The 21470-nt window shown below is 59.4% G+C and carries 17 protein-coding genes; 11 read left to right on the forward strand and 6 right to left on the reverse strand.

All coding sequences use genetic code 11. The features are described 5' to 3' along the window. Positions 1-34: 34 nt before the first annotated feature. Complete coding sequence (locus E6C55_RS18980; protein ID WP_136371391.1) at positions 35-1063, reverse strand: NADH:flavin oxidoreductase/NADH oxidase; 1029 nt, start codon at positions 1061-1063, stop codon at positions 35-37. A gap of 165 nt (positions 1064-1228) precedes the next feature. Between E6C55_RS18980 and E6C55_RS18985 the strand changes: the two genes are divergently transcribed. Both E6C55_RS18985 and E6C55_RS18990 read left to right on the forward strand, forming a co-directional pair. After that, on the forward strand, positions 1229-1435 hold the full coding sequence (locus tag E6C55_RS18985) for a hypothetical protein (protein WP_136371392.1): 207 nt from the start codon (positions 1229-1231) through the stop codon (positions 1433-1435). Positions 1436-1520: 85 nt separating this feature from the next. Continuing rightward, positions 1521-2828, forward strand: coding sequence for a class II aldolase/adducin family protein (locus E6C55_RS18990; RefSeq protein ID WP_136371393.1), 1308 nt, complete (start codon positions 1521-1523; stop codon positions 2826-2828). 93 nt (positions 2829-2921) lie between these two features. Here E6C55_RS18990 and E6C55_RS18995 read toward each other — a convergent pair whose 3' ends face one another. Next, positions 2922-7295 (reverse strand): DUF7507 domain-containing protein, encoded by a 4374-nt coding sequence (locus E6C55_RS18995; RefSeq protein WP_168735746.1) that lies wholly within the window; start codon positions 7293-7295, stop codon positions 2922-2924. A gap of 202 nt (positions 7296-7497) precedes the next feature. Between E6C55_RS18995 and E6C55_RS19000 the strand changes: the two genes are divergently transcribed. Continuing rightward, the gene (locus tag E6C55_RS19000) at positions 7498-9714 is read left to right on the forward strand and encodes a heavy metal translocating P-type ATPase (RefSeq protein WP_168735747.1); all 2217 of its coding nucleotides are present in this window, start codon (positions 7498-7500) and stop codon (positions 9712-9714) included. Next, on the forward strand, positions 9711-10391 hold the full coding sequence (locus E6C55_RS19005) for a sulfite exporter TauE/SafE family protein (RefSeq protein WP_136371396.1): 681 nt from the start codon (positions 9711-9713) through the stop codon (positions 10389-10391). Before E6C55_RS19000 ends, E6C55_RS19005 begins: the two co-directional genes overlap by 4 nt. A gap of 11 nt (positions 10392-10402) precedes the next feature. On the opposite strand, the gene E6C55_RS19010 is transcribed toward E6C55_RS19005, so the two are convergent. Next, complete coding sequence (locus E6C55_RS19010) at positions 10403-10828, reverse strand: FixH family protein (protein ID WP_136371397.1); 426 nt, start codon at positions 10826-10828, stop codon at positions 10403-10405. 141 nt (positions 10829-10969) lie between these two features. Between E6C55_RS19010 and E6C55_RS19015 the strand changes: the two genes are divergently transcribed. From E6C55_RS19015 to E6C55_RS19035, 5 genes are all read left to right on the forward strand, one after another. Then, positions 10970-12559: a spore germination protein gene (locus tag E6C55_RS19015; RefSeq protein WP_230986754.1), complete on the forward strand. Its 1590-nt coding sequence runs from the start codon at positions 10970-10972 to the stop codon at positions 12557-12559. After that, complete coding sequence (locus E6C55_RS19020) at positions 12549-13754, forward strand: Ger(x)C family spore germination protein (protein ID WP_136371399.1); 1206 nt, start codon at positions 12549-12551, stop codon at positions 13752-13754. The genes E6C55_RS19015 and E6C55_RS19020 overlap by 11 nt, the downstream gene beginning before the upstream one ends. Continuing rightward, positions 13751-13969, forward strand: a complete 219-nt coding sequence (locus tag E6C55_RS19025; RefSeq protein ID WP_136371400.1) for a hypothetical protein — start codon at positions 13751-13753, stop codon at positions 13967-13969. The genes E6C55_RS19020 and E6C55_RS19025 overlap by 4 nt, the downstream gene beginning before the upstream one ends. Before the next feature lie 24 nt (positions 13970-13993). Further along, positions 13994-15094, forward strand: a complete 1101-nt coding sequence (locus E6C55_RS19030; protein WP_136371401.1) for a GerAB/ArcD/ProY family transporter — start codon at positions 13994-13996, stop codon at positions 15092-15094. A gap of 100 nt (positions 15095-15194) precedes the next feature. Then, complete coding sequence (locus tag E6C55_RS19035; RefSeq protein ID WP_136371402.1) at positions 15195-15875, forward strand: hypothetical protein; 681 nt, start codon at positions 15195-15197, stop codon at positions 15873-15875. A 62-nt stretch (positions 15876-15937) separates the two neighbouring features. Here the strand turns inward: E6C55_RS19035 and E6C55_RS19040 are convergent, their stop codons facing one another. After that, the gene (locus tag E6C55_RS19040) at positions 15938-16225 is read right to left on the reverse strand and encodes a hypothetical protein (RefSeq protein ID WP_136371403.1); all 288 of its coding nucleotides are present in this window, start codon (positions 16223-16225) and stop codon (positions 15938-15940) included. A 30-nt stretch (positions 16226-16255) separates the two neighbouring features. Next, positions 16256-17536, reverse strand: a complete 1281-nt coding sequence (locus E6C55_RS19045; protein ID WP_136371404.1) for an ArsB/NhaD family transporter — start codon at positions 17534-17536, stop codon at positions 16256-16258. Between the two features lie 526 nt (positions 17537-18062). On the opposite strand from E6C55_RS19045, the gene ahpC reads away from it, so the two are divergent. Next, entirely contained in the window at positions 18063-18626 is a 564-nt protein-coding gene (ahpC, locus tag E6C55_RS19050; protein ID WP_136371405.1) for an alkyl hydroperoxide reductase subunit C, read from the forward strand. Between the two features lie 17 nt (positions 18627-18643). After that, positions 18644-20173, forward strand: a complete 1530-nt coding sequence (ahpF, locus tag E6C55_RS19055) for an alkyl hydroperoxide reductase subunit F (protein ID WP_136371406.1) — start codon at positions 18644-18646, stop codon at positions 20171-20173. Between the two features lie 66 nt (positions 20174-20239). On the opposite strand, the gene E6C55_RS19060 is transcribed toward ahpF, so the two are convergent. Further along, positions 20240-21412 carry a cation:proton antiporter gene (locus tag E6C55_RS19060; RefSeq protein WP_136371407.1) on the reverse strand — a complete coding sequence of 391 codons (1173 nt, stop codon included), beginning with the start codon at positions 21410-21412 and terminating at the stop codon, positions 20240-20242. Positions 21413-21470 lie beyond the last annotated feature (58 nt).

Consider the following 21470-nt stretch of genomic DNA (forward strand, 5'->3'; position numbering starts at 1 on the left):
TCGCCCCGGACGGAACGTCGAAGAAGCACGCTGGTTAACGAACGTAAATCCCTCTGGCGTATTGAACGGGAGGCTCGACCTTGCGGGCAACCGCCCGGATCGCATGAAGCGCCCAATACGGATCGTCGAGCATGCCGCGGCCGACGGCGACGAGATCGGCGTCCCCGCCGGCGAGCGCCGCTTCGGCGACGAGCGGGTCCTCGAGGATGCCGACCGCGATGACCGGCACGCCCAGCTCTTGCTTATACGCGCGTGCGAACGGCACCTGGTAGCCGGCGTGGTTCGCGGGCTTCCGCGCTCCGGCCGGCGCTTCGCCGCCGCTCGAGACGTGGAACAGGTCGACTCCGGCGTCCCGGTACTTCTTCGCGATCGCGACGGAATGGTCGAGGTCGTACCCGCCGTCCATGTATTCGATGGCCGAGATGCGGAAGAGAAGGGGCATGTCCGCGGGCATCACGCTTCGCACGGCTTGAATGACCTCGGTGCCGAAGCGCGACAAGTCTTCCCCGTACTCGTCCGTCCGGTCGTTGATCCCGGGGGAATGGAACTGGTGAATCAAGTACCCGTGGGCGCCGTGCAGCTCGATCGTGTCGAAGCCCGCTTCCACGGCGCGCCTGGCCGCATCGCGATACTTGCCGACCATCGCTCGCGTCTCCTCCGTCGAGAGGGCGCGCGGTGCGTTCTTGATGCCCTGGACCGGAAGCGAAGAAGCTCCGACCGGCTGCGCGGCGTCCTCGGCCTTGCGCCCGGCGTGGGCGATCTGGATGCCGATCTTGGCGCCGTGCTTGTGAACTTCGTCCACGATTCGCTTAAACGCGGGAATGTGGTTGTCCGACCAGAGGCCGAGGTCGCGATTCGTGATGCGGCCGTCCGGCTCGACGTCGGTCATCTCCACGATGAGAAGTCCCGCGCCGCCGATCGCCCGGGAGACGTAATGGACGAAGTGCCAGTCGTTCGGGATGCCGTCCTCGGCCTCGACCGAATATTGGCACATCGGCGGCATGACGATGCGGTTGCGCAGCGTCAAACCTCTCAGCGTATAGGGTTGATCCAGATAAGTCATGGCGACAGCTCCTTTGTGTCGTTGCTAAGATTGCAAGTCCATCGTACGACCTTGACGCGTCCGATGCAACAGCACCGCGCAACGGCAAAGCCCCGGTTGACCGGCGTAACCGCTTTCCGTTACTCTACATAAGAGAACAACGTGCGAACGGGAGGAGAGAATCGAGTGAATATGACCTGGCTTATCGCGATTGTCGTGATCATCGTTCTGGCGGGAGCTGTCGGAACGGTCATGATCGGCCATTCGAACGCCAACAAGGACGAGAGCGCCAATTATACCCGCCAGTCGAAGCGAATATGGACCAACCTGACCTGGATCTACGTGGTCACGATCATTCTTGTCGTCGCTCTCATGATCTGGCTGCTTCGCTAAAAAGCTGTAATCCGGATCATAGACGACCCGGGCATCGATCCTTATGATAGAAGAGTACGATCATAGACGTGGAGCTGAGCGACTCATGAGACCAAGCGAAATTAGACCAACCGAGTTAACGCCGCCGGAGCAACTGCTTCTGCTGATGGAACGAATTTATCGATACGGCATGACAACGACCTCCGGAGGCAATCTGTCGATCCGCGAGGACAACGGCGATATCTGGATCACCCCGTCCGGCGTGGACAAGGGCGCGCTGACGATCGCGGACATGGTGCTCGTTCATAAGGACGGCACGGTGGAAGGCAAGCATCGGCCTTCGAGCGAGTTCCCGTTCCACCGGCTCATCTACGAGACTCGCCCGGATCTGCGCGCAATCGTGCACGCGCATCCGCCGGCGCTCGTCTCGTTCAGCATCGTGCGGAGAATTCCCGATACCCGGCTGCTTCCGAACGAGCGCCAGATCTGCGGACGCATCGGCATGGCGCCGTACGCGCTTCCCGGCAGCGAGCAGCTTGGGCGGAACATCGCCGATGTGTTCGCGGAAGGCGTCAATTCGGTGATGCTGGAGAACCACGGCGTCGTTGTCGGAGCGGAGGACCTGTTCGAGGCGTTCCGCGTGTTCGAGACGCTCGATTATTGTGCGCGGCTGGAGATCGAAGCATCCCGGTTCGGCCGTCCGACGCTGCTGTCCGATGAGGACTACGAGACCGTCCGCAGGGAGAGCAAGCTGGACATCCCGACGTACCCGGGCGGAGACATCGACGAGAAGGAGATGGAGCTGCGACGCTCGATGTGCGCTTTTATTCGGCGCGCCTATGATCAGGGATTGTTCACGAGCACGCAGGGAACGTTCTCGCAGCGGCTGAACGGAACGGACTTCCTCATTACGCCGTACGGCATCGACCGCAAGTACTTGCAGCCGGAGGAGCTTGTCCGCATTCAAGGCGGCGCGGGCGAAGAGGGGAAGAGTCCGAGCCGGTCGGTCCGGTTCCATCAGGCGGTGTACGAGCGGCAGCCGCACGTCGACTCCGTCATTCTGGCGCATCCGCCGCAGATCATGGCGTTCGCCGTAACGGAAGAGCCGTTCGATTCCCGCACGATTCCGGAGAGCTACATCCTGCTGCGCGGCATGCCGAAGCTGCCCTTCGCGGCGCTCTATAACGATCCGGAGAAGACGGCGGAGCTGTTCAAGCCGAATACGCCGCTGGCCATCGTCCGCAACAATTGCCTTGTCGTCACGGGCCAAGGGCTGCTCAATACGTTCGATCGGCTGGAAGTCGCCGAATACAGCGCGAAGTCGATTCTGGCCGCCCGCGCTCTCGGAGACGTCGTTCACATCGAGGATGCCGAGATCGACGACTTGAAGAAGGCGTTTAAGCTGGAAGACTGAGACGGCGCCGCACCACACCAGACCGCCTCCATTCGCCAGCGGATCGTCCGCAGCGCATGGAGGCGTTTTTGGGCGTGCTTATCTTCTCCCGGCCTATTCCTCTTCCTCGGGGATGACGAGCACCTGCGCCGATACTTGCTGCGGGCCGGCATTGTCGGCATGGGCGTATACCGGACTGACGATGACGATCTCCTCGTCGGTATCCGGCGTCTTGAAGGGAACTCGAATACGAATGACATCGCCGATGCGGAACAGCCGGGTCCGGAAGACGATCGAGAGAAGCGGCGCCTCGAAGCCGAAGTTGATCAAGCCGACATTGCCCGTGTTGCGAATGACGATGGTGAAGAAGACGGTCTCCTCGGGGCGGACGACCGGCCTGTCGACCGTCTCGCCGATCGCGTACTGCGGAATCTCAAGAGCGGCGACCTCGGCCTCCTCCTGGATAAACGGCGTCTCCGCCGAGAAGGCGGTCGCGACGTTGAGGAACACGGTCCCGCCCGCCGTGCCGTCCGGAATCCGGAACGGAAGAACATACGAACGGGTCTCGCCGGGAGCGAGAACGGGAATGGAAGTCTGGAACGAAGCGAGATTATCGAAGACGCGAACGTCCGTCAGCGGCACGGTTGTCGTGTTCGTCACGGTGACGAAGAAGGAGACGACGCTGCCCGGAGCCGCGACGGACGGATCGACGGTCTTCGTCAGCCGCAGCGAGGTGCTGCGCAGCAGAATGACGACGTCTGCTTCCGCCTCGGTCGGGTTCGTCTGGGGCGAGGTGACGAGCACCTGGTTGTGAACGACAACGCCTTGAGGCGTGCCCGGGGGAACGTCGTAGGAGAACGTCAGGAATACCCGTCCGCCCGGCGCAATCGCCTGGACGAAGGAGGAGAAGCCGGTCAGCGAGTCCCGGACGATCACGTTCGTTGCCGCCGCGACTCCGACGTTCTCGACCGTGACCGTGTATACGAGCGGCTGTCCGGGAGGAGCGACGTTCCCGCTCGGAATCTTGGTCACCCTAAGCTCGGTCCCGGTCAGTTCGCTCTCTACCGTCACATCCGCTTCGGCATAGCGCGTCGGGGTCTGGTCCGACCGGGCTGAGGCGACATTGTGCAAGACGGTATGATCCGGCACGTTCGGCATGACGCGCGGGACGATCCGGGTAACCGAGGCGCCGGGCAGGAGCGCCGGAATGACTTCGTCGATGCCGAGCTCCGCGTCGATCAGCCGCACGTTCGTCTGCGGCAGCGCCGTGACATTCGTCAGGACGATCGTATAGACGACCGTCTCGCCCGGCAGAGCGGCTCCCTTGTCGGTGATCTTGGCGAGCTGAAGATCGTCTCCCGCGACGATCACGGTCGCTTCCGCCTGGACGATGCCCGCCTCAGGCGAATCGGCGGTGATGAGATTGACGATTGCCGAGCCGAGCGCCGAATCGGCGGGAGCGGTGTAAGACACATCGAACGTGCGGGCGTCTCCGACCGCGAGGCCGTCGATCGTCATGTCGATGCCGAGCAGCGGATCGTACAGCGCGAACGGCCCGAGAGGCACGTTGCCGAAGTTGCCGACCAGAATCGTATAGACGATCGTCTCTCCCGGACGCACCGTCGGCCGGTCCGCCGTCTTGCGCAGGGCGACCGCCGGCTGCGGCAGCACCTCGACTTCCTCCGTGGCGACGGCGGGCTCCGTCTGGTCGGAGACGGCCGTGGAGGTGTTGACGTACGTTCGGGGAAGCGTCTCGAGCGGCACCCGGAAGTCGACCGGAACGCTGACCGATTGTCCTGCCGCAATGAAGGGGATCGTCGTTGAGAGGGCAAGCGTCGGGTCGGTAATGCGCACGTTCGTCAATGCCTCGTCGCCCGTATTCGTCGCGGTAAGCGTGAAGAGGATGACGTCGCCGGGCTTCGCCCGATTCCGATCGGCCGTCTTCGTGAGAATGAGGCGCGGCGCTCCGACGACCGTGACCGTCACTCCGACCGTGATCGGCGGCAACTCCTCGACCCGAACGACCGCCACGTTCAGGATCGCGGTTCCAATGACGGAATCCTCCGGGATGGTATAGGGGAAGTCCAAGTTGACCGTGGCTCCCTTCACGATCTGTTCGATCGTGGCGTCGATGCCGAGCAGGGCGTCGACAAGATGAACATTCATTAGATCGGAATTGCCGTTGTTCGTAATCGCGATCGTGAAGACGACCGTCTCGCCGGGCTTGGCGGTTCGCGTGTTTACGGCCTTCGAGACGAGCAGGGAGGGCGTAAGCTCGATACGGATCGTCTCCGTTGCGCTCCGCGGGTCGGGCAGCTCCGTCGTCGTCACCGATGCGGTGTTCGGATACGGTCCCTCCGGCGTGCCGGCCGGTATCGTATGGGGAACCGGAATGACGACGTCCTGAAGCGGCGGCAGCTCGCCGATCGTGATGTCGATCCCAAGCAGAGGGTCGGAGATGACGAGATTCGTGAGCGCCAGCGTTCCCGTATTCGTCACGCGAATGGCGTATTCCACCGCTTCTCCCGGCTTCGCGGACGACACGTTCGCCGTCTTCTCGATCGCAAGAGCGGCGAATGGCGCGCATTCGCAGGAGACGACCGGTGTGTGGAAAAAGACGTCCTTGGGCAAAGCCCCGTAGTCGATGACGGAGGAGACGGCAACGAGATGGTTCGGCTCGATAAACGAGACGAAGGTTCGGTCGTCCGCGTTCGTGTGAAGATGGAACCCGTTCGCGAACGGATTCGAACGCACCTGATAAGCAAGCGTTACGGTCGTCAGACTGTCCTGCGTGAGCAATCCCAGCGGCATCGGACCGAACGGGAGCGTCAACGCTCCGTTCACGAATAAGCTGTCATCGACGTCCGGCAGCAAGGGAGCCTTCGGGTAAACCGTGAAGTCCGGGTCCAGCGGGTCTGTGATATCCGGCTGGTTGGGCGACTTGAGCTTCAGTCCGTTGCGAACGCCGCGGATGGCAATCGTGCCGGGCACATATGAGAAGAGCGCCGTGTTGATCGCATCGTTCAGGACGAGTTGCGAGCCCGCGTACAGATTGAAGATGTCGGCGACGAGCTTCGCGAGCACTTCGGCGATCTGCGACTCCGGGTCGGACGTATTGGCCTCGTGGAAGAAGGAAGGAGCCGATACCCAGCTCTGCATCAGCTCGATCACGTCCTCGCGCGTGTAGGGTCCCGGCGATTGCGCGCTGATGTCGATGCCGAGCGCGTACAATTGCGTATTGCCGTCCGCCGGGCTCTTCAGCTTGTCGGAGATGGATTGGGCTCTTGTCGAGGCGAAGCCGATCTCTTCGAACGTCGAGGAACGGTTCGTAATCTCCGCGACGAGCTGCGCCATCGTCTGCTGAAGGTATGTGAAGTACTTCCAAGGCTCTCCCGCGACATCGGGGAAGAACGTCGCATCGGTGTCCCCCGGAGCGGCGAACGTCGTCGGATAGGAAGGATTGATCGAACGATTCGCCTGCCCGTCCGTGATCAGGATAACGACCCTGCGGTTGATGTCGTTCGACTGCGCGAAGCCGGGCGTCTTGAACAGCTCATAGGCGGCGGTCAGCCCGGATTCCGTATTCGTATCCTCGGAATAGGGAATCGCCCAAATCAGGTTCTGCAGGATCGAATTGTTCGGGTAGTCGGGATTGATCGCATAGGTCGCCTCGATCGGGGTGAACGACGTACCCGCGGCGACCGTGACGAGCTGATTGCTCGAATAGGCGGCGGGTTCGGGCGTGTACACATTCGCAATGTAATCGGAGAGCACCGAATCGGGAAGCGGATTGCCGTCCGCGTCATAGATGTCGCTGTATCTGATTTTGTAATAATTATAAGAGTTGTAGAGGCTTCGTTCCGCACTGGCTTCGAGCGGCTCGGTCTGCGCGAGGAAGGCGGCCATCTCGCTCGTTCCGACGAAGCTCTGGTTCCGGTAGCCGAGAATTTGCCCGATGTAGTAGGTGCCGCCGGGAGGAGGGGCAGAGCTTCGCTTCCAGGTGAACAAGGACCCTGTGTAATCGTAAGCGAAGCCGGTCGCCGGGCTTGCGTTCGGCAGGAAGGCTGCCCGCCCGTACGGAACGATCGTCACGGTCGTGTCCCGATTGGACGCCCATAATTGATTAATGGTGTTAACCATCGCTCGTTTGGCTTGCACGAACTTGGTGCTCGCTCCCGACATCATGCTGGATGTCACATCGAGAACGAAGACGACGTCCAGCGAATGGGGCGGGAAGTAGCCGAACGTCGCCGGCTTCGCCTGGATGTCGAGGGTCACCGTTGCGACGCAATCGCATTGCTCGGACTGCTGCAGCTCCGCTCCCTTCGAGATTCGGATCAGATCCTCGTATACGACGGTTCCCCCTGCCCCTCCGTTCAGGGCGGCATCGAACAGCACGGAAGTTCCCGATCCGATCCAATAGCCGGCCTGCGCAGGATCGTTCGTCGGCCTGATCTCGTCGTAGCCTCCGATAAAGACAGGGTTCATCTTGCCTGGTCCTTGATACGGACATGGATCCAATGGGAGCCCACCTCTCTTATGCTTCTCGAACCAATTTATGTGCGCCGTGCGCCTATAATTCGATTGTCTTGCAAGGGACGAAGAGGGTGTCCCTTCTGCCTGCGGAGCCTGCCGCATATATTCCAGATAAGCCTGCGTTTGTCCGACAGATGGGCTTATGGAGGGATCTATGCGCCATCTTCAGGTTCACATTACCGGAATGACCTGCGCCGCTTGCTCCGTCCGCATCGAGAAGTCGCTGGGCAAGCTGGAGGGGGTGAAGTCGGCTTCCGTCAGCCTGGCGACCTCGCGGGCTTCGGTGGAGTGGGACGGGGGAGAAGGAAGCGACGAGCTGATCGCGGAGAGAATCCGGAAGCTTGGCTATGGAGCGGATCTGCTGAGAGAGAATGACGGCAAATCGCCGGAGACGGAGACGAAGGCGTACCGCAACCGGTTCGTCGCTTCGACTCTGCTGTCGCTCCCGCTGTTCGCGGCGATGGCCGGCCACTTCCTCGGGCCGGCGGGTGTTCCGATTCCGGAGTTCGTCTATCGGCCGTTCGTCCAGATGGCGCTCGCTTCGCTGCTGCTGCTCTATGCGGCGTATCCGTTCTATCTCGGCGCCTATCACGCGTTGAAGCAGAGAATGCCGAACATGGACGTCCTGATCGCGATGAGCACATCCGTCGCTTTTTTCTACAGTCAATACCGCGCGTTCCGACCCGAAGAGGGGCATGATCATGCGCTGCACGGTCATCCCGCGCTCTACTTCGACTCGATCGCGATGATTCTCGTGTCCGTCACGCTCGGCAAGTGGCTGGAATCGATCGCCAAGGGCAATGCGGCCAAGAGCCTCTCGGCGTTAAGGGAGCTGCGCGCGGATACGGTCCGCCTCGTCCGCGGCAGGGCCCGGAGCGTGATTCCGATCGGAGAGCTCCGGCCGGGCGAGCGGTTCGAGGTCGTGTCGTCCGAATGGGTGCCGGTGGACGGCACGATTGTGGAAGGCGTCGCCGAGACGGAGGAGGCGATGCTGACGGGCGAAGCCGAGCTCGTGTTCAAGCAGCCGGGCGAACGCGTCTATGCCGGAACGCGGCTGATCAGCGGCCGCTTGATCGTCGAGTCCGATCAGGCCGGTGAACAGACGAAGCTGTCCCGCATGATCGCATTCGTGGAGAACGCCCAGCACAGCAAGCCGAGGATCGAACGAAGCGTCGACCGCGTCGCCGCCGTGTTCGTCCCGGCAATCCTGGCGCTGTCGGCGGCCACATTCGTCGGCTGGCTGTACGCGGCCGGAGCGCTGACGGCGATCGATCATGCGATGGCCGTTCTTCTGGTCGCCTGCCCATGCGCCCTCGGCCTGGCGACGCCGATCTCGATGCTGATCGGTTCGAGTCTTGCGCTGCGCAGCGGCATCGTCGTGAAGGAAGCGAGCAAGCTGGAAGCTCTCAGCCAGGCGAACGTCTTCCTGTTCGACAAGACGGGCACGCTGACGCGCGGCCAGCCGGCCGTCGCCGACATCTCGGCGCCCGTGGTGTCCCCGATGCTTCTGCTGCGCCTCGCCGCTTCATTGGAGCAGCACTCGGACCATCCTCTGGCGCTGTCCGTCGTCAAGGAGGCGCAAGTCCGCCGCCTGCTGTCGGCTTCTGCAAGCGACGTGACGGAAGTGCCGGGCCGCGGCATCGGCGGCCTCGTCGAAGGGAGGCGCGTTCTTCTCGGGCGCGCCGCGTGGCTGGAGGAGCAGGGAGTCCGGCTGCCGGCTTCGCCGCCCCCGACGTCTTCCGCCGGCGGTCACTCGGACTCCGTGCTCCATTGCGCGTTCGACGGAAGCTGGATGGGGTCGATCCGCTTCCGGGACCCCGTGCGCGAGGACGCGTTGGAGACGCTGCGGGCGCTGGAGACGGACGGGGAGCTCTGGATGGCGACCGGGGATCGGAGGGAAGCGGCGGAAGCGATCGCGGCGTCGCTCGCCATCCCGAACGTGCGGGCCGAGCTGCATCCGGAGCAGAAGCTGGAGCTGCTTCGCGAGCTTCGCGGTCAGGGGAAGCGGGTCGTCATGATCGGCGACGGGGCGAACGATTCGCCGGCGCTGGCGGCCGCCGACGTCGGGATCGCCCTGGCCGGGGGCAACGAATCGGCGCTGCAGGCGGGCGATATCGTCGTTGTCGGCAATCGGCTGTCCCGCATCCGGGACGGGTTCCGGATTGCCCGCAGCACGATGCGCAACGTGAAGCAGAACTTGCTGCTCGCGCTTCTGTATAACGCCGTGATGATTCCGCTGGCGGTCATCGGGGTGCTGGACCCGCGCATCGCCTGCGTCGGCATGGCTTCGAGCTCGCTTATCGTCGTCGGCAATTCGCTTCGCTTGTCCCGGCTGCGGCCCGCCCGTCCGGCGAAGGAGGCGAAGCGATGAACGGCAACGATGCCGCCGTCGCCGTTCTTGCCGCCCTCACGGGGGCGCCGCATTGCATCATCATGTGCGGCGGAATCGGCGCTTCGCTCGCCATGGAAGCGAGAAGAAGCGCGGCATGGTCGCTCGCCGCGTATCATCTCGGGCGAATCGTCACGTATGCGGCAACGGGCGCCGTCATGGGAGCCGCCGGCTCCTTCCTCAACCTGGCGGGGAGGCTCGTCGGCCTGCAAGGAGCGGCCAGCATTCTTGGCGGGCTCCTGATTCTGCTCTGGGCATGGCGGCGAATCGCGCTTCCCCTCCACGCCATCCGCCTGCCCGGCCGCGACAGACGGAAGAGCCGCCCGGAACCGTCCGGCGGCGCTGGCGAATATGCATCTATCTTCACGACCGGCTTGCTCCTGGGCTTGCTTCCGTGCGGTCTCACGTATGCCATGCAGATGAACGCCGCCGCCTCGGGCGACGCCCTGGACGGGCTGCTGATGCTGCTTCTGTTCGGAGCGGCGACCGTTCCGCTGCTGTTCGCGTTCGCTCTGTCCGCCCATGGCATCGGCAAAAAGTGGCGCCGCTTCCTTCGCGGGGCGGGGCAGAAGCTGGCGATGCTCATGGGGCTGCTCTCCATCCTGAAGGGCTGCAGCGTGAACGGCTGGATTCCGCACATTCATCCGTGGCTCTGGTAAGCGGCCGCTCGTTAAACCACCTCGTAATCGTGAACAACGACGAATTCTTCCGAACCGATCCGAACCCGCGTCTCCGCGACCCAACTTCCGCTCATGACCGGCACGAGAGTTCCCTCGTAACCGGAGCCTTGCGAATTCATCACAACCTTGGCCGTAAAAATTCCGCAGAACATCTTCGGCATCCAGGATTTGATCTGGATGCTTGCCGCTTCGACGTCCGCCCCGCTGGAGTCGGTAATGGTGACGAGAAACTGCTTGGCTTCCATGGGAGAAGAATTCGCCTCGAGCGTTCTCACCTCGATTCGATAGCCGTCCTTCTCGAGCGTGCTGATTAACGGAGCGGGAGAAGCGGCTTCGGAGCGGGACAGCCATACGACGACGCCTAAGCAGATCGCGATTGCGATCGGCCAAATTCCTCTGCCCAGCATTCGCGCCATAAGGGGATCGCCTCCTTCAACCTCATGTCAAAGCGTATGCGTTCCAATCTGTCCATAAGAAGCGCAAGAATAAAAAAGGAAGGGATAACAAATGATAACAATAAATTCCTGTTAAACCTGGGTAATGAGGAGAGGGCTGCCGTGAAGTGGATTCGAACGGTTAAATACACCGGCCGTTACCGACGTTCACCAGCGGATACGAAGTGGTCCCCGCCCGAGCCTCGCGGATCTGCGCTAAGCGAGAGGATAAGCTGGCTGGAGCGGCAGCTCGCGCACAGCTCGGATATCGTCTTCCGTCCGTTCGCTGCGGAATTCGAAGCCGAAGCCGGACATAAGGGCCTCATCGTCTATGTAGAGAATATGATCGACACGTCGCTGCTCGAGCTTATGATTCACAACGGCCTTATGCGCCGCGAGCCGTCCCTGCCGGGCGATGCGAGCATTCTTGCTGCGGAGAACGGGAAGAGAAGCGCCTTGGCGGGCGTAAGGACAACAACAAGCCTCCGCCATGCCGTATTGGCGGTTCTTCAAGGGCAGTTGCTTCTTCTCTTCGACGACCAACCGGACATTCGGATTTATCCGTTGCGCAAGGTCGAGACTCGCGCGATAACGGAGTCGACCAACGAGAGCGTCATTCGGGGGCCCCGAGAGGCATTCGTCGAGGATATCGATACGAACCTGACGATGATTCGCCGAAGAATCAAGCATCCGGCGTTAACGACGGAGCAACTGACCTTCGGAACGTACACCCATACGAAGGCGATGCTTGTCTATATCGAAGGAATCTGCAAGCAAGAGCTTGTCCGTGAGATGAAAAAACGGCTTGGCCGGGTTGAGATCGACGGGGTTCTCGGATCGAGTTACCTGGAGGAATACATCGAGGACAATCCGTACTCCCCGTTCCCGCAGCTTCAACATACGGAACGGCCGGATGTCGTGTCCGCCTCTCTACTGGAAGGGCGAATCGCTTTGTTCGTGGACGGGACCCCGATTCCGATTCTCGCTCCCTTGACGCTGCCCATGCTGCTCCAGGCGTCGGAGGATTATTACCAGCGGTTTATCGCAGCAACGTGGATTCGAACGCTCCGGTTCTTTTTCCTATTCGTGACCTTGCTGTTCCCTTCCATCTACATCGCGATTACGACGTTCCATCCCGAGATGCTGCCGCCGACGCTGCTCATTACCGTTGCGGCCGCCCGGGAGACGACGCCGTTCCCCGCGCTTGTCGAAGCGATCCTTATGGAGCTCTCGTTCGAGGCATTAAGGGAAGGGGGGCTGCGCATCCCGAAGGCGATCGGACAGACCGTCTCCATTATCGGCGCCCTCATTATCGGACAGGCTGCCGTTCAAGCCGGTATCGTCTCCGCCCCGATGGTCATTGTCGTCTCGATGACAGGCATCGCGTCCTTCATTATTCCGCACTTCGATCTGGGCCTCAGCCTGCGGCTGCTGCGGTTCCCGATCATGATTATGGCGGGGGCGTTCGGGTTGCTGGGAGTTGTGGTTGCGATCATCCTGATCTATATCCATCTCATTAATCTTCGCTCGTTCGGAACGCCTTATCTGTCGCCGCTAGCTCCCCTTCGACCGGAGGACCTCAAGGATGTTCTCGTTCGGGCGCCCTGGTGGAAGATGAGGACCAGACCGCACCTGCACGGCACCGCTTCGGACCAACGAGAGGCAGCGATCAAGCTCCCGCAGTTGCCTGAGGGTGGTTGGGATGGCGATTAGACGGACGCTGTTGCGATTGGCGGTTATCGGCCTCATGCCGATGCTGCTCGCCGGATGCTGGTCCCGGCTCGAAGTGAACGATCGTTTGTTCGTATCGGTCATGTACGTAGACGCCGGAGCCGACGAGGGGGAGGTCAAGCTGACGCTCGGCTTCGCTCTGCCGAATCGAATGACCAGCATTCAACAAGGCATTGCCGGGGGCGGCGGCAACCCGTACGGGACGATGTCCAACACGGGACCTTCGATTGCGGTTGCCTTCCGGCGCATCCAGGCGAATATCCCAAGGCAAATCAATTGGGGACACACCCGGGTAGTCGTTATCGGAGATAAACTCGCGCGCCAAGGAATCCGTCCTGTTCTGGAGTTCATAACCAGGCAGCCTGCGATGCAGCTCAAGGGCTTTATCTTCATTGCCCAGGGCGAAGCGCATCGCCTGTCTATGGTTACGCCGATCATGGAACGATTCCCCTCCGAAATCTTGCGGGAGCTGGCCGCACAGAAATCTATCATGAACACGACGGCCCGGGATCTGCTGATGAGCGAACCGTTTGAAGGCGACGGCTTGATCGGCAGGATTAGTGTGGACGAAGTTCGGCTGATCAGCGAGAAGGGGAAAAAAGGGCTCACGCTCAACAACATCGGCACCGGCATTCTGCGCAACGAGAAGCTGGTCGGGTACTTGAGCGCAAGCGAGCAGAGAGGGGCCATGTGGGTCAAGGATCAGATGGAGAATGCGCTCGTTACGATTCAATCTCCGACGGACGGCCAATCCATCGATCTGTACGTCAATCAGGCTTCCACCCGGATCAAGTTGAAGCAGGAGGGGGAGCGCGTGCGAATCCGCATCTCCGTTCGCGCCACCGACGATGTCTATTCCTCCAATTCCGCTCTCGACTTCCAAGATCCGCAGCAGATCCGGCAAATTCAGCAGGCCTTGAACGAACAATTGAAGGAGAGAATCGAGAGGGCGCTGGAACGATCGCAGCAATTAGGCGCCGATTATTTTCAATTCGGCAGCTATATGGAGTGGTATCTGCCTTCCTTATGGAAGCAATGGAAGATGGACTGGCGCCGTCATTACGAAGAGGATGTCATCTTCGAGGTCGTGCCCGAGGCCAAGGTCGCCCGGACGGGAGCTATACGATCTTCCTATTGGAAGCCGATCACTCCGGAGGAAGGGAAGGAGCAGCGATGATATTGCTGATGGTTGCCTTCGCGGCAATCGGATGGATAGAGTGGAGTTACCTGAAGAAGCATACGCGCAAGCCCAAAACCAAAGTATGGGTCATGGCATTCGTCGCGGCTGCCTTTCTCTATAATGCGATTGTCTGGCGTTGTCGAATTCCCCCGATCGATCCTGTCTTGACAAGATGGCTTGGCCCGATTCAACAACGACTTCTCGGCAACTAGGCCGCCGCAGGGAGGTGCAGCGGGATGGAACGCATATCGCAAGCCCAACTGTTAATGTTTATTACCTTGAGCATCTTCGGCCTCAATGTCGGCTTCGTCTTCAGCGGGCTGACCCAGGGAGCGGGATATGCCTCATGGCTATGCTTGATCGTGGGCTGGGCAATCGCCCTGGCGATGATGTCCCTCGCCGTCAAAGTGGCGGAATATGAGCCGGACAAGTTCATTACGCAATTCGGCGGCCGGCTTGTCGGCCGCTGGCTGCACGGTTTTGTGATGGCGATCCTTCTCCTTTTTTTCCTGCATGTGGGCGCCTCCATCACGCGCGAGTTCCAGGAGTTCATGAGCCAGATTTACTTCGCGAGAACGCCCGACTGGGCGATTGCGGCGATATTCACGATCTGCTGCATCTATGCGGTGCGCTCTGGCATCGAGACTCTCTTCCGCAGCGCAGGAGCGTTTATGCTGATGATCGTCGTTCTCGTCCTGATGGCGATAATTATGGTTCAGAATCAATTTGTATGGCCGATGGCCAGAGCCTTCGTGACCCATTGGGAGCTGAAGCCTATCTATGCAGGCTCCGTCTCTTCGATACTCACGTACAACGATATGATATTGGTGCTGTTCCTCTATCCGCATCTGCAAAATAAACGCAAAACCCGCAGGACGCTTATGCTCGCGAGCGGGATCTCGCTCGTCTTGCAGCTTCTGTTGCTGCTGAGCGTTCTGCTGCTATTCGGCATCCATCTGACGGGGCACTTTACTTATCCGGTTCTGGAGCTGTACCGCATGATCCGAATAGGGGACTTCCTCGATAACCTCGATCCTTTCTTTATCGCGATCTGGATGACGACGTTGATTCTGAAGATGAGCTTGTACTTATATATGGCTTCCGCCGGAATCGGGCAATTGATCGGGCTTAAGCAGAGCAAGCCGTTGGTAATCTCCGTAGGCGCCATCATCTTCGGGATGTCCAAGCATATCGCGGTCAACGCCATCGAAGTTCAAGCTTTCCTGGCCCACGCGGGAGTTGTGTTGGCGAACGCCATGCTGCTGCTGCCGCTCGTTTATTTGCCTGCCATCTATATCAGAGGGAAACGGGGAGCAAGCGAAGGGCAAGCGGAATAGATCGACTAGATGTGGCGCATAGGAAGTATTATTTTGAATATCCCTCTCTCTTCTAACCGAGAATGATGGGGAAGGTGCATATCGAAGAGGGGGGATCGCCATGAAGCTGATCGCCGTCATTCTATTATCGGCAGCACTGCAGTTGACCCCGCTGCAGAGTGCGCTGGCCGGCCCGCCGGCAACGTCGAATCCGGGTCTGGATCGTCTGAACCGAATAAGCGGCGGCTCGCTTGAGGTCGTATGGAACGAAGCCGCCCGGACGCCAGCCGTTCTTGCGGGGATGTTGTCGGCGCCGTCGAACCATTCGCCGGAATGGATTGCAGGCACATTCGTGCAACGGAACAAGAAGCTCTACGGGCTGCGTTATCCGGATCGGGATATGCGGATCGTGGACGTTGTCCGACACCCCGGGAGTTTGACTGCGGTTCGGTTCCAGCTTTACTTGTACGATACGCCTGTATGGGGAGATGGGCTGGTTGTGCAGATAGATGAACGGGGAGTGGTCCGGCGAGCGGAGGGGTGCGTCCATTATGACTTGCGCAAGGCTACGTTCCATCGCCCCAAGCAGGCTGCCGTGTCCGAGCAGAGGGCGGCTGCGACCGCAATAGCATCCTTGCGAAGCTCGGGAGTCCAAGTGAAGACGACTTCCGTTCAGAGGTACTACCTGCCCAATCGGCCCGGCATACCGTTAATCTATGTGGTCACTCTGCGCTTGGACGATCAAGGGGAACATGAGGTGATGATTCATGCGCTTAATAACCGAGTGATTGCCGAGTCGTGATTGCCGATGAATAAACAGCCCGCCCGGTTCATGAACCGGGCGGGCTGTTCAGGTTGTTGAGACTATGGAGCCGGGACCCACTCGACTTGCTGCAGCAGCCGATGCTTCATCAATTCCAGCACGAAGTCGGTGTAGTAGTCCTTGCGCACGATGACATGGAACTCGTGGTTGGGATATACATAGAACAACACATCCGTATACACCCGGTTATGCTCGAATTCCTGTTGCACCTTCTTCATCGCTTCCAAGCAGGGATGCTCCCGGATGATTCGGATGCGGAATTCGAAGTCGTCGTTGTTGGCGACTTCGCTAATCTGTATAACTTGATGATCATACCGATAAGTCAACATGCCGATTCCCCTCTCTTAATGATCACATGTTTAGAGCAGGTAACGCAGGTATACATAGATGCTTGATATGACAATGGACAGCAGCATCAAGGGAAATCCGTACTTGAGGAATTGCGTGAAACGGAGCGGATGGCCTTCCTTGCCGGCCATGCCGGCAACGATCAGGTTGGCGCTCGCGCCGATGAGCGTGCCGTTGCCGCCCAGGCACGCGCCGAGCGCCAGACTCCACCATAGCGGCTCCAGATCGGCGACGCCCATATTGCCCATCTCCTGAATCATCGGGATCATGGTGGCCACGAACGGAATGTTGTCCAGGAAGGCGGAGGCGATCGCGCTGAGCCACAATATCAACAGCGAGGTGGCCGTCAGATTCCCCCCGGTCAACTCGATGGATTGCTCGGCCAGCCGGGCGATGACGCCGGTCTCGATCAGACCGGATACAAGCACGAAGAGGCCAACGAAGAAGAAGATCGTCATCCATTCGACCCTGGCGAGCGCTTCTTCCATCATATGTTCGCCGGACAACAGGAGCAGCAGGAACGCGCCGGCCAAGGCGACCGTAGCCGACTCCAAATGCAGCAACTGGTGGGTGAAGAAGCCGAGCAGCGTAAGGGCAAGCACAATCAGACATTTCCGGAGGAGCCTGCGATCGGAGATCAGTTCCTTCTCGTCCAATGCCATGATGCTTTGCTTTAATTCGTCCGTCGTACGCATCCCTTTGCGGAACAGCCAGACGAAGATCGGGATGTATACGACCAGAATAATGGCCGTAATCGGAGCCAGGTTATAAATAAACGACATAAAGCTCAGCTCTTTGACCGCGCTGCCGATCATAAGGTTCGGCGGGTCGCCGATCAACGTTGCGGTGCCGCCCACGTTGGAGGCGATGATCTGGGTAATCAGGAACGGGAGCGGATTCACCTTCAACTGGCGCGTTATGCTGAAGGTGACCGGCACCATAAGCAGGACAGTCGTCACGTTGTCGAGAAAAGCCGAGCTGATCGCCGTAATCAGCATTAACGAGAGAAGAATGCGGGTCGGATCGCCCTTCGCTTTTTTCGCTGCGATGACGGCAATATACTTGAAGACGCCCGTCTCCGCCGTTATGCTCACGATGATCATCATTCCGATCAGCAGTCCGAGCGTATTGAAGTCGATGTGATGGATGGCCGTCTCTTGGTCGACGATGCCAAGCCCAACCATCAGAATTCCGCCGATCATCGCCAATATCGTACGATGTATTTTTTCTGAAATAATCAAAGCGTAAATCACAAGAAAAATACCGATTGCCCAAACCGCTTGCTGCTCCATAACATCCTCCTGCTCCTGTAAGGTTATCATCAGATTCCCCAGGGAGAACTTGGATTATGCCCGACAATTCCACTTGCAGAAGCCCCAAAAAGCGAAAAGGAGCCTGTCAAGTGACAGGCTCCTCCGGTAGTCTCCATATGAAAATCTAATTTATTATAATCCGGATGTGCGAGAAAAGTAAAGAAACATAAGCAAAAAGCAGGCAACGCCGTTCTCTAATCCGTCCGGTCCCGGCCTGATCCGCTCTATCGGGTATAAGCTATTGTCCAAGATGGAATACTGGAACGATAGGGATGGACCGGAGTCTGCGGCAATTGACAGGAATGGAGCGGAATCGCCCGGAAACGACCGAATCGAACCAATAAGGGCGTTCACAATTTTGTCGAATTTACTTCATTTTTTCTTCATGTGATTTGCCGCAAAGGATGATATTATTTGTATCAAGCAGTAAATAAGAATAATTATTGACTGCTAACCGTTCTCAATAAGTTTCTTAGATAAAAAACACTTTAGGAGGAAACCATCTATGTCCCTGATTGGAACCGAAGTCAAACCGTTTAAAGCCCAAGCGTACCAGAACGGCAAGTTCATCGAAGTTACGAACGAGAACTTCAAGGGTCAATGGAGCGTCGTTTGCTTCTATCCGGCCGACTTCACGTTCGTCTGCCCGACCGAGCTCGGCGACCTGCAAGACCAATACGAGACGTTGAAGAAGCTGGGCGTCGAAGTTTATTCCGTATCGACGGACACCCACTTCACCCATAAGGCTTGGCACGACAGCTCCGAGACGATCGGCAAGATCACGTACATCATGATCGGCGACCCGACGCACACGGTCTCCCGCAACTTCGACGTTCTGATCGAAGCCGACGGCCTGGCCGACCGCGGAACGTTCATCATCGATCCGGACGGCGTGATCCAGACGGTCGAGATCAATGCAGGCGGCATCGGCCGCGATGCGAGCGCCCTGGTCAACAAGATCAAGGCTGCCCAATACGTGCGCAACAATCCGGGCGAAGTGTGCCCTGCCAAGTGGCAAGAAGGCTCCACGACGCTTAAGCCGAGCCTGGATCTCGTAGGCAAGATCTAATAAGGAGGACGTTCAAGGTGTTGGATTCCGATATCAAGCAGCAACTAGACCAATACCTTCAACTCCTGGAGAGCGACCTGCTTATCAAATACAGCGCGGGAGACGATTCCGTATCGACGGACATGCTGGCTTTCCTTAACGAGCTGGCCGGCATGTCCTCCCGCATTAAGCTCGCAAGCGCCGAGCTGGCGAGAACGCCAAGCTTCAGCGTCAACCGGGCCGATGCGGAAGATTCGGGCGTCGCCTTCGCGGGCGTTCCCCTCGGGCACGAGTTCACGTCGCTTGTTCTGGCATTGCTCCAGGTCAGCGGCCGGGCTCCGAAGGTAGATCAGGATGTCATCGATCAGATCAAGGGCATCAAGGGAACTTATGCATTCGAGTCGTATATCAGCTTGACGTGCCACAACTGTCCGGATGTCGTTCAAGCGCTGAACGTCATGAGCGTTCTGAACCCGGGCATCTCCCATACGATGATCGACGGGGCCGCATTCAAGGCCGAAGTCGAGAGCAAGGAAGTCATGGCGGTTCCGACCGTCTATCTGAACGGCGAATTTCTCGGAAGCGGCCGGATGAGCATCGAAGAGATTGTGGCCAAGATCGTCGCAGCTCCCGATCCGTCGGAATTTTCGAACAAAGAGCCGTTTGACGTTCTTGTTATCGGCGGCGGGCCGTCCGGCTCGAGCGCGGCTATCTATGCGGCACGCAAGGGCATTCGCACCGGCATCGTGGCCGAACGCTTCGGCGGGCAAGTGATGGACACGGTCGGCATCGAGAACCTGATCAGCGTGAAGTATACGGAAGGCGCCAAGCTGGCCGCCAGCCTGGAAGAGCACGTGAAGGAATACAACGTCGACATCATGAAGCTGCAGAAGGCCGTTCGCCTGGAGAAGAAGGACCTGATCGAGGTCGAGCTCGAGAACGGCGGCGTCCTGAAGAGCAAGACGGTTATTCTGTCCACGGGCGCGCGCTGGCGCAATGTCGGCGTGCCGGGCGAAGCGGATTTCAAGAACAAGGGCGTGGCGTATTGCCCGCACTGCGACGGACCTCTGTTCGCCGGCAAGCGCGTCGCGGTGATCGGCGGAGGCAACTCCGGCATCGAAGCGGCGATCGACCTCGCGGGCATCGTCAGCCACGTGACGGTCATCGAGTTCGGCACGGAGCTGAAGGCGGACTCCGTTCTTCAGGATCGGCTGTACAGCCTGGCTAATGTCACGGTTTATAAAAACGCGCAGACGACGGAGATTACGGGAACGGACAAGGTGAACGGCATCACGTTCCAAGACCGCGATTCCCGCGAAGCCACTCACGTCGAGCTCGAAGGCGTGTTCGTTCAGATCGGCCTCGTTCCGAACACGGAATGGCTCGCCGATACGCTCGAACGTACCCGGATGGGCGAGATCGTCGTCGACCGCCACGGAGCGACGAGCGTTCCCGGCGTATTCGCGGCAGGCGACTGCACGAACAGCGCCTATAAGCAAATCATCATCTCGATGGGGTCCGGAGCGACCGCCGCGCTTGGCGCGTTCGACTATCTCATTCGGAATTAAGATTAGAGCAAGAGAGCGGCTGCCTTCGCGGGCGGCCGCTCTTTTGCTCTATCTGAAGTTGCCTGCTCAATGGCCGTCTTCCCGGTAATACGAGGGCTGCGGCATCCGCGAGAAGATCGCCTTCAGTACCGGAGGGGTTACGAGTGTCGTGACGATGACCATGATTATGATAGACGTGTAATATTCCTCCTGAAGCAAGCCGGCTCCGAGCCCGGTAGCCGCGATGATCAAGGCGACTTCGCCGCGGGAGATCATGCCGGAGCCGACCGCGATCGAGGATCGGGTGTCGAAGCCGGTGAGCCTTGCGCCCAAGCCCCCGCCCAGAAGCTTCGTGGCGACGGCGACAAGCGAGATGACGACAACGAAGAGGAGCTGCGAGCCAAGCCCGTCGAAGCGGACATTAAGGCCGATGCTGACGAAGAACACGGGCACGAACACGGCATAGGCGATCGGCTCCAGCTTCTTCTCCACGTCGTGGCGAAGCTTCGATTGCGAGATGGCAATGCCGGCTGCGAACGAGCCGATGATGCCCGCCATGCCCATATATTCGGCGAAATAAGCGAAGCCCAGGCAGATCGCGACGGCAATGCTGACGGCGGCTTCGGTCACGCGCAGCTTGGCGAGCCATTCGAGCAGCTTGGGAACGACAAGCCATCCGACGAGCAGGACAACAACGAAGAAAATCGCTTTTTTGCCAATCAGCCACCCAAGCGACACGTCCGCGCCTTCGCCGAGCACGCTCATCATGACCGCCAGCAGGATGACGACGAGCACGTCGTCCACGACCGCCGCCCCGAGTATGGTTGTGCCTTCCCGCGAACCGAGCCGGTTCATCTCCTTGAGCACTTGAACCGAGATGCTGACCGACGTCGCGCAGAACAGGATGCCGCAGAACAGAGCGTTCTCCGCTTCAAATCCGAACAAGAGGGCCGACCAATAGCCTCCGAAGAAGGGGACGATGATGCCTCCGATCGCTACTGCAAACGCAGGCCTCCAATTGCGCTTCAACTGGTCGAGATCCGTCTCGAGCCCCGCGAGGAACATAAGAAGCAGTACGCCTATCTCCGAGAAATAATGAATAAAGGACGCGTCCGCATCGATGATTCCGAGCACGGCGGGGCCGAGCAGAATGCCTGCGATCAATTCGCCGAGCACGGCCGGCTGGCCGATCCGGACCGAGAGATGCCCCGCGAGCTTGGTTGCCGCGATCATAAGGGCAAGATAAAAAATAAATTCCATTCCATTCGCTCCTTTAACGCATACATAGGGTGTCCAAACGCCGAAAAAAAACAAAGAG

It is taken from the genome of Cohnella fermenti (assembly GCF_004801405.1).
Classification (GTDB): domain Bacteria; phylum Bacillota; class Bacilli; order Paenibacillales; family Paenibacillaceae; genus Cohnella; species Cohnella fermenti.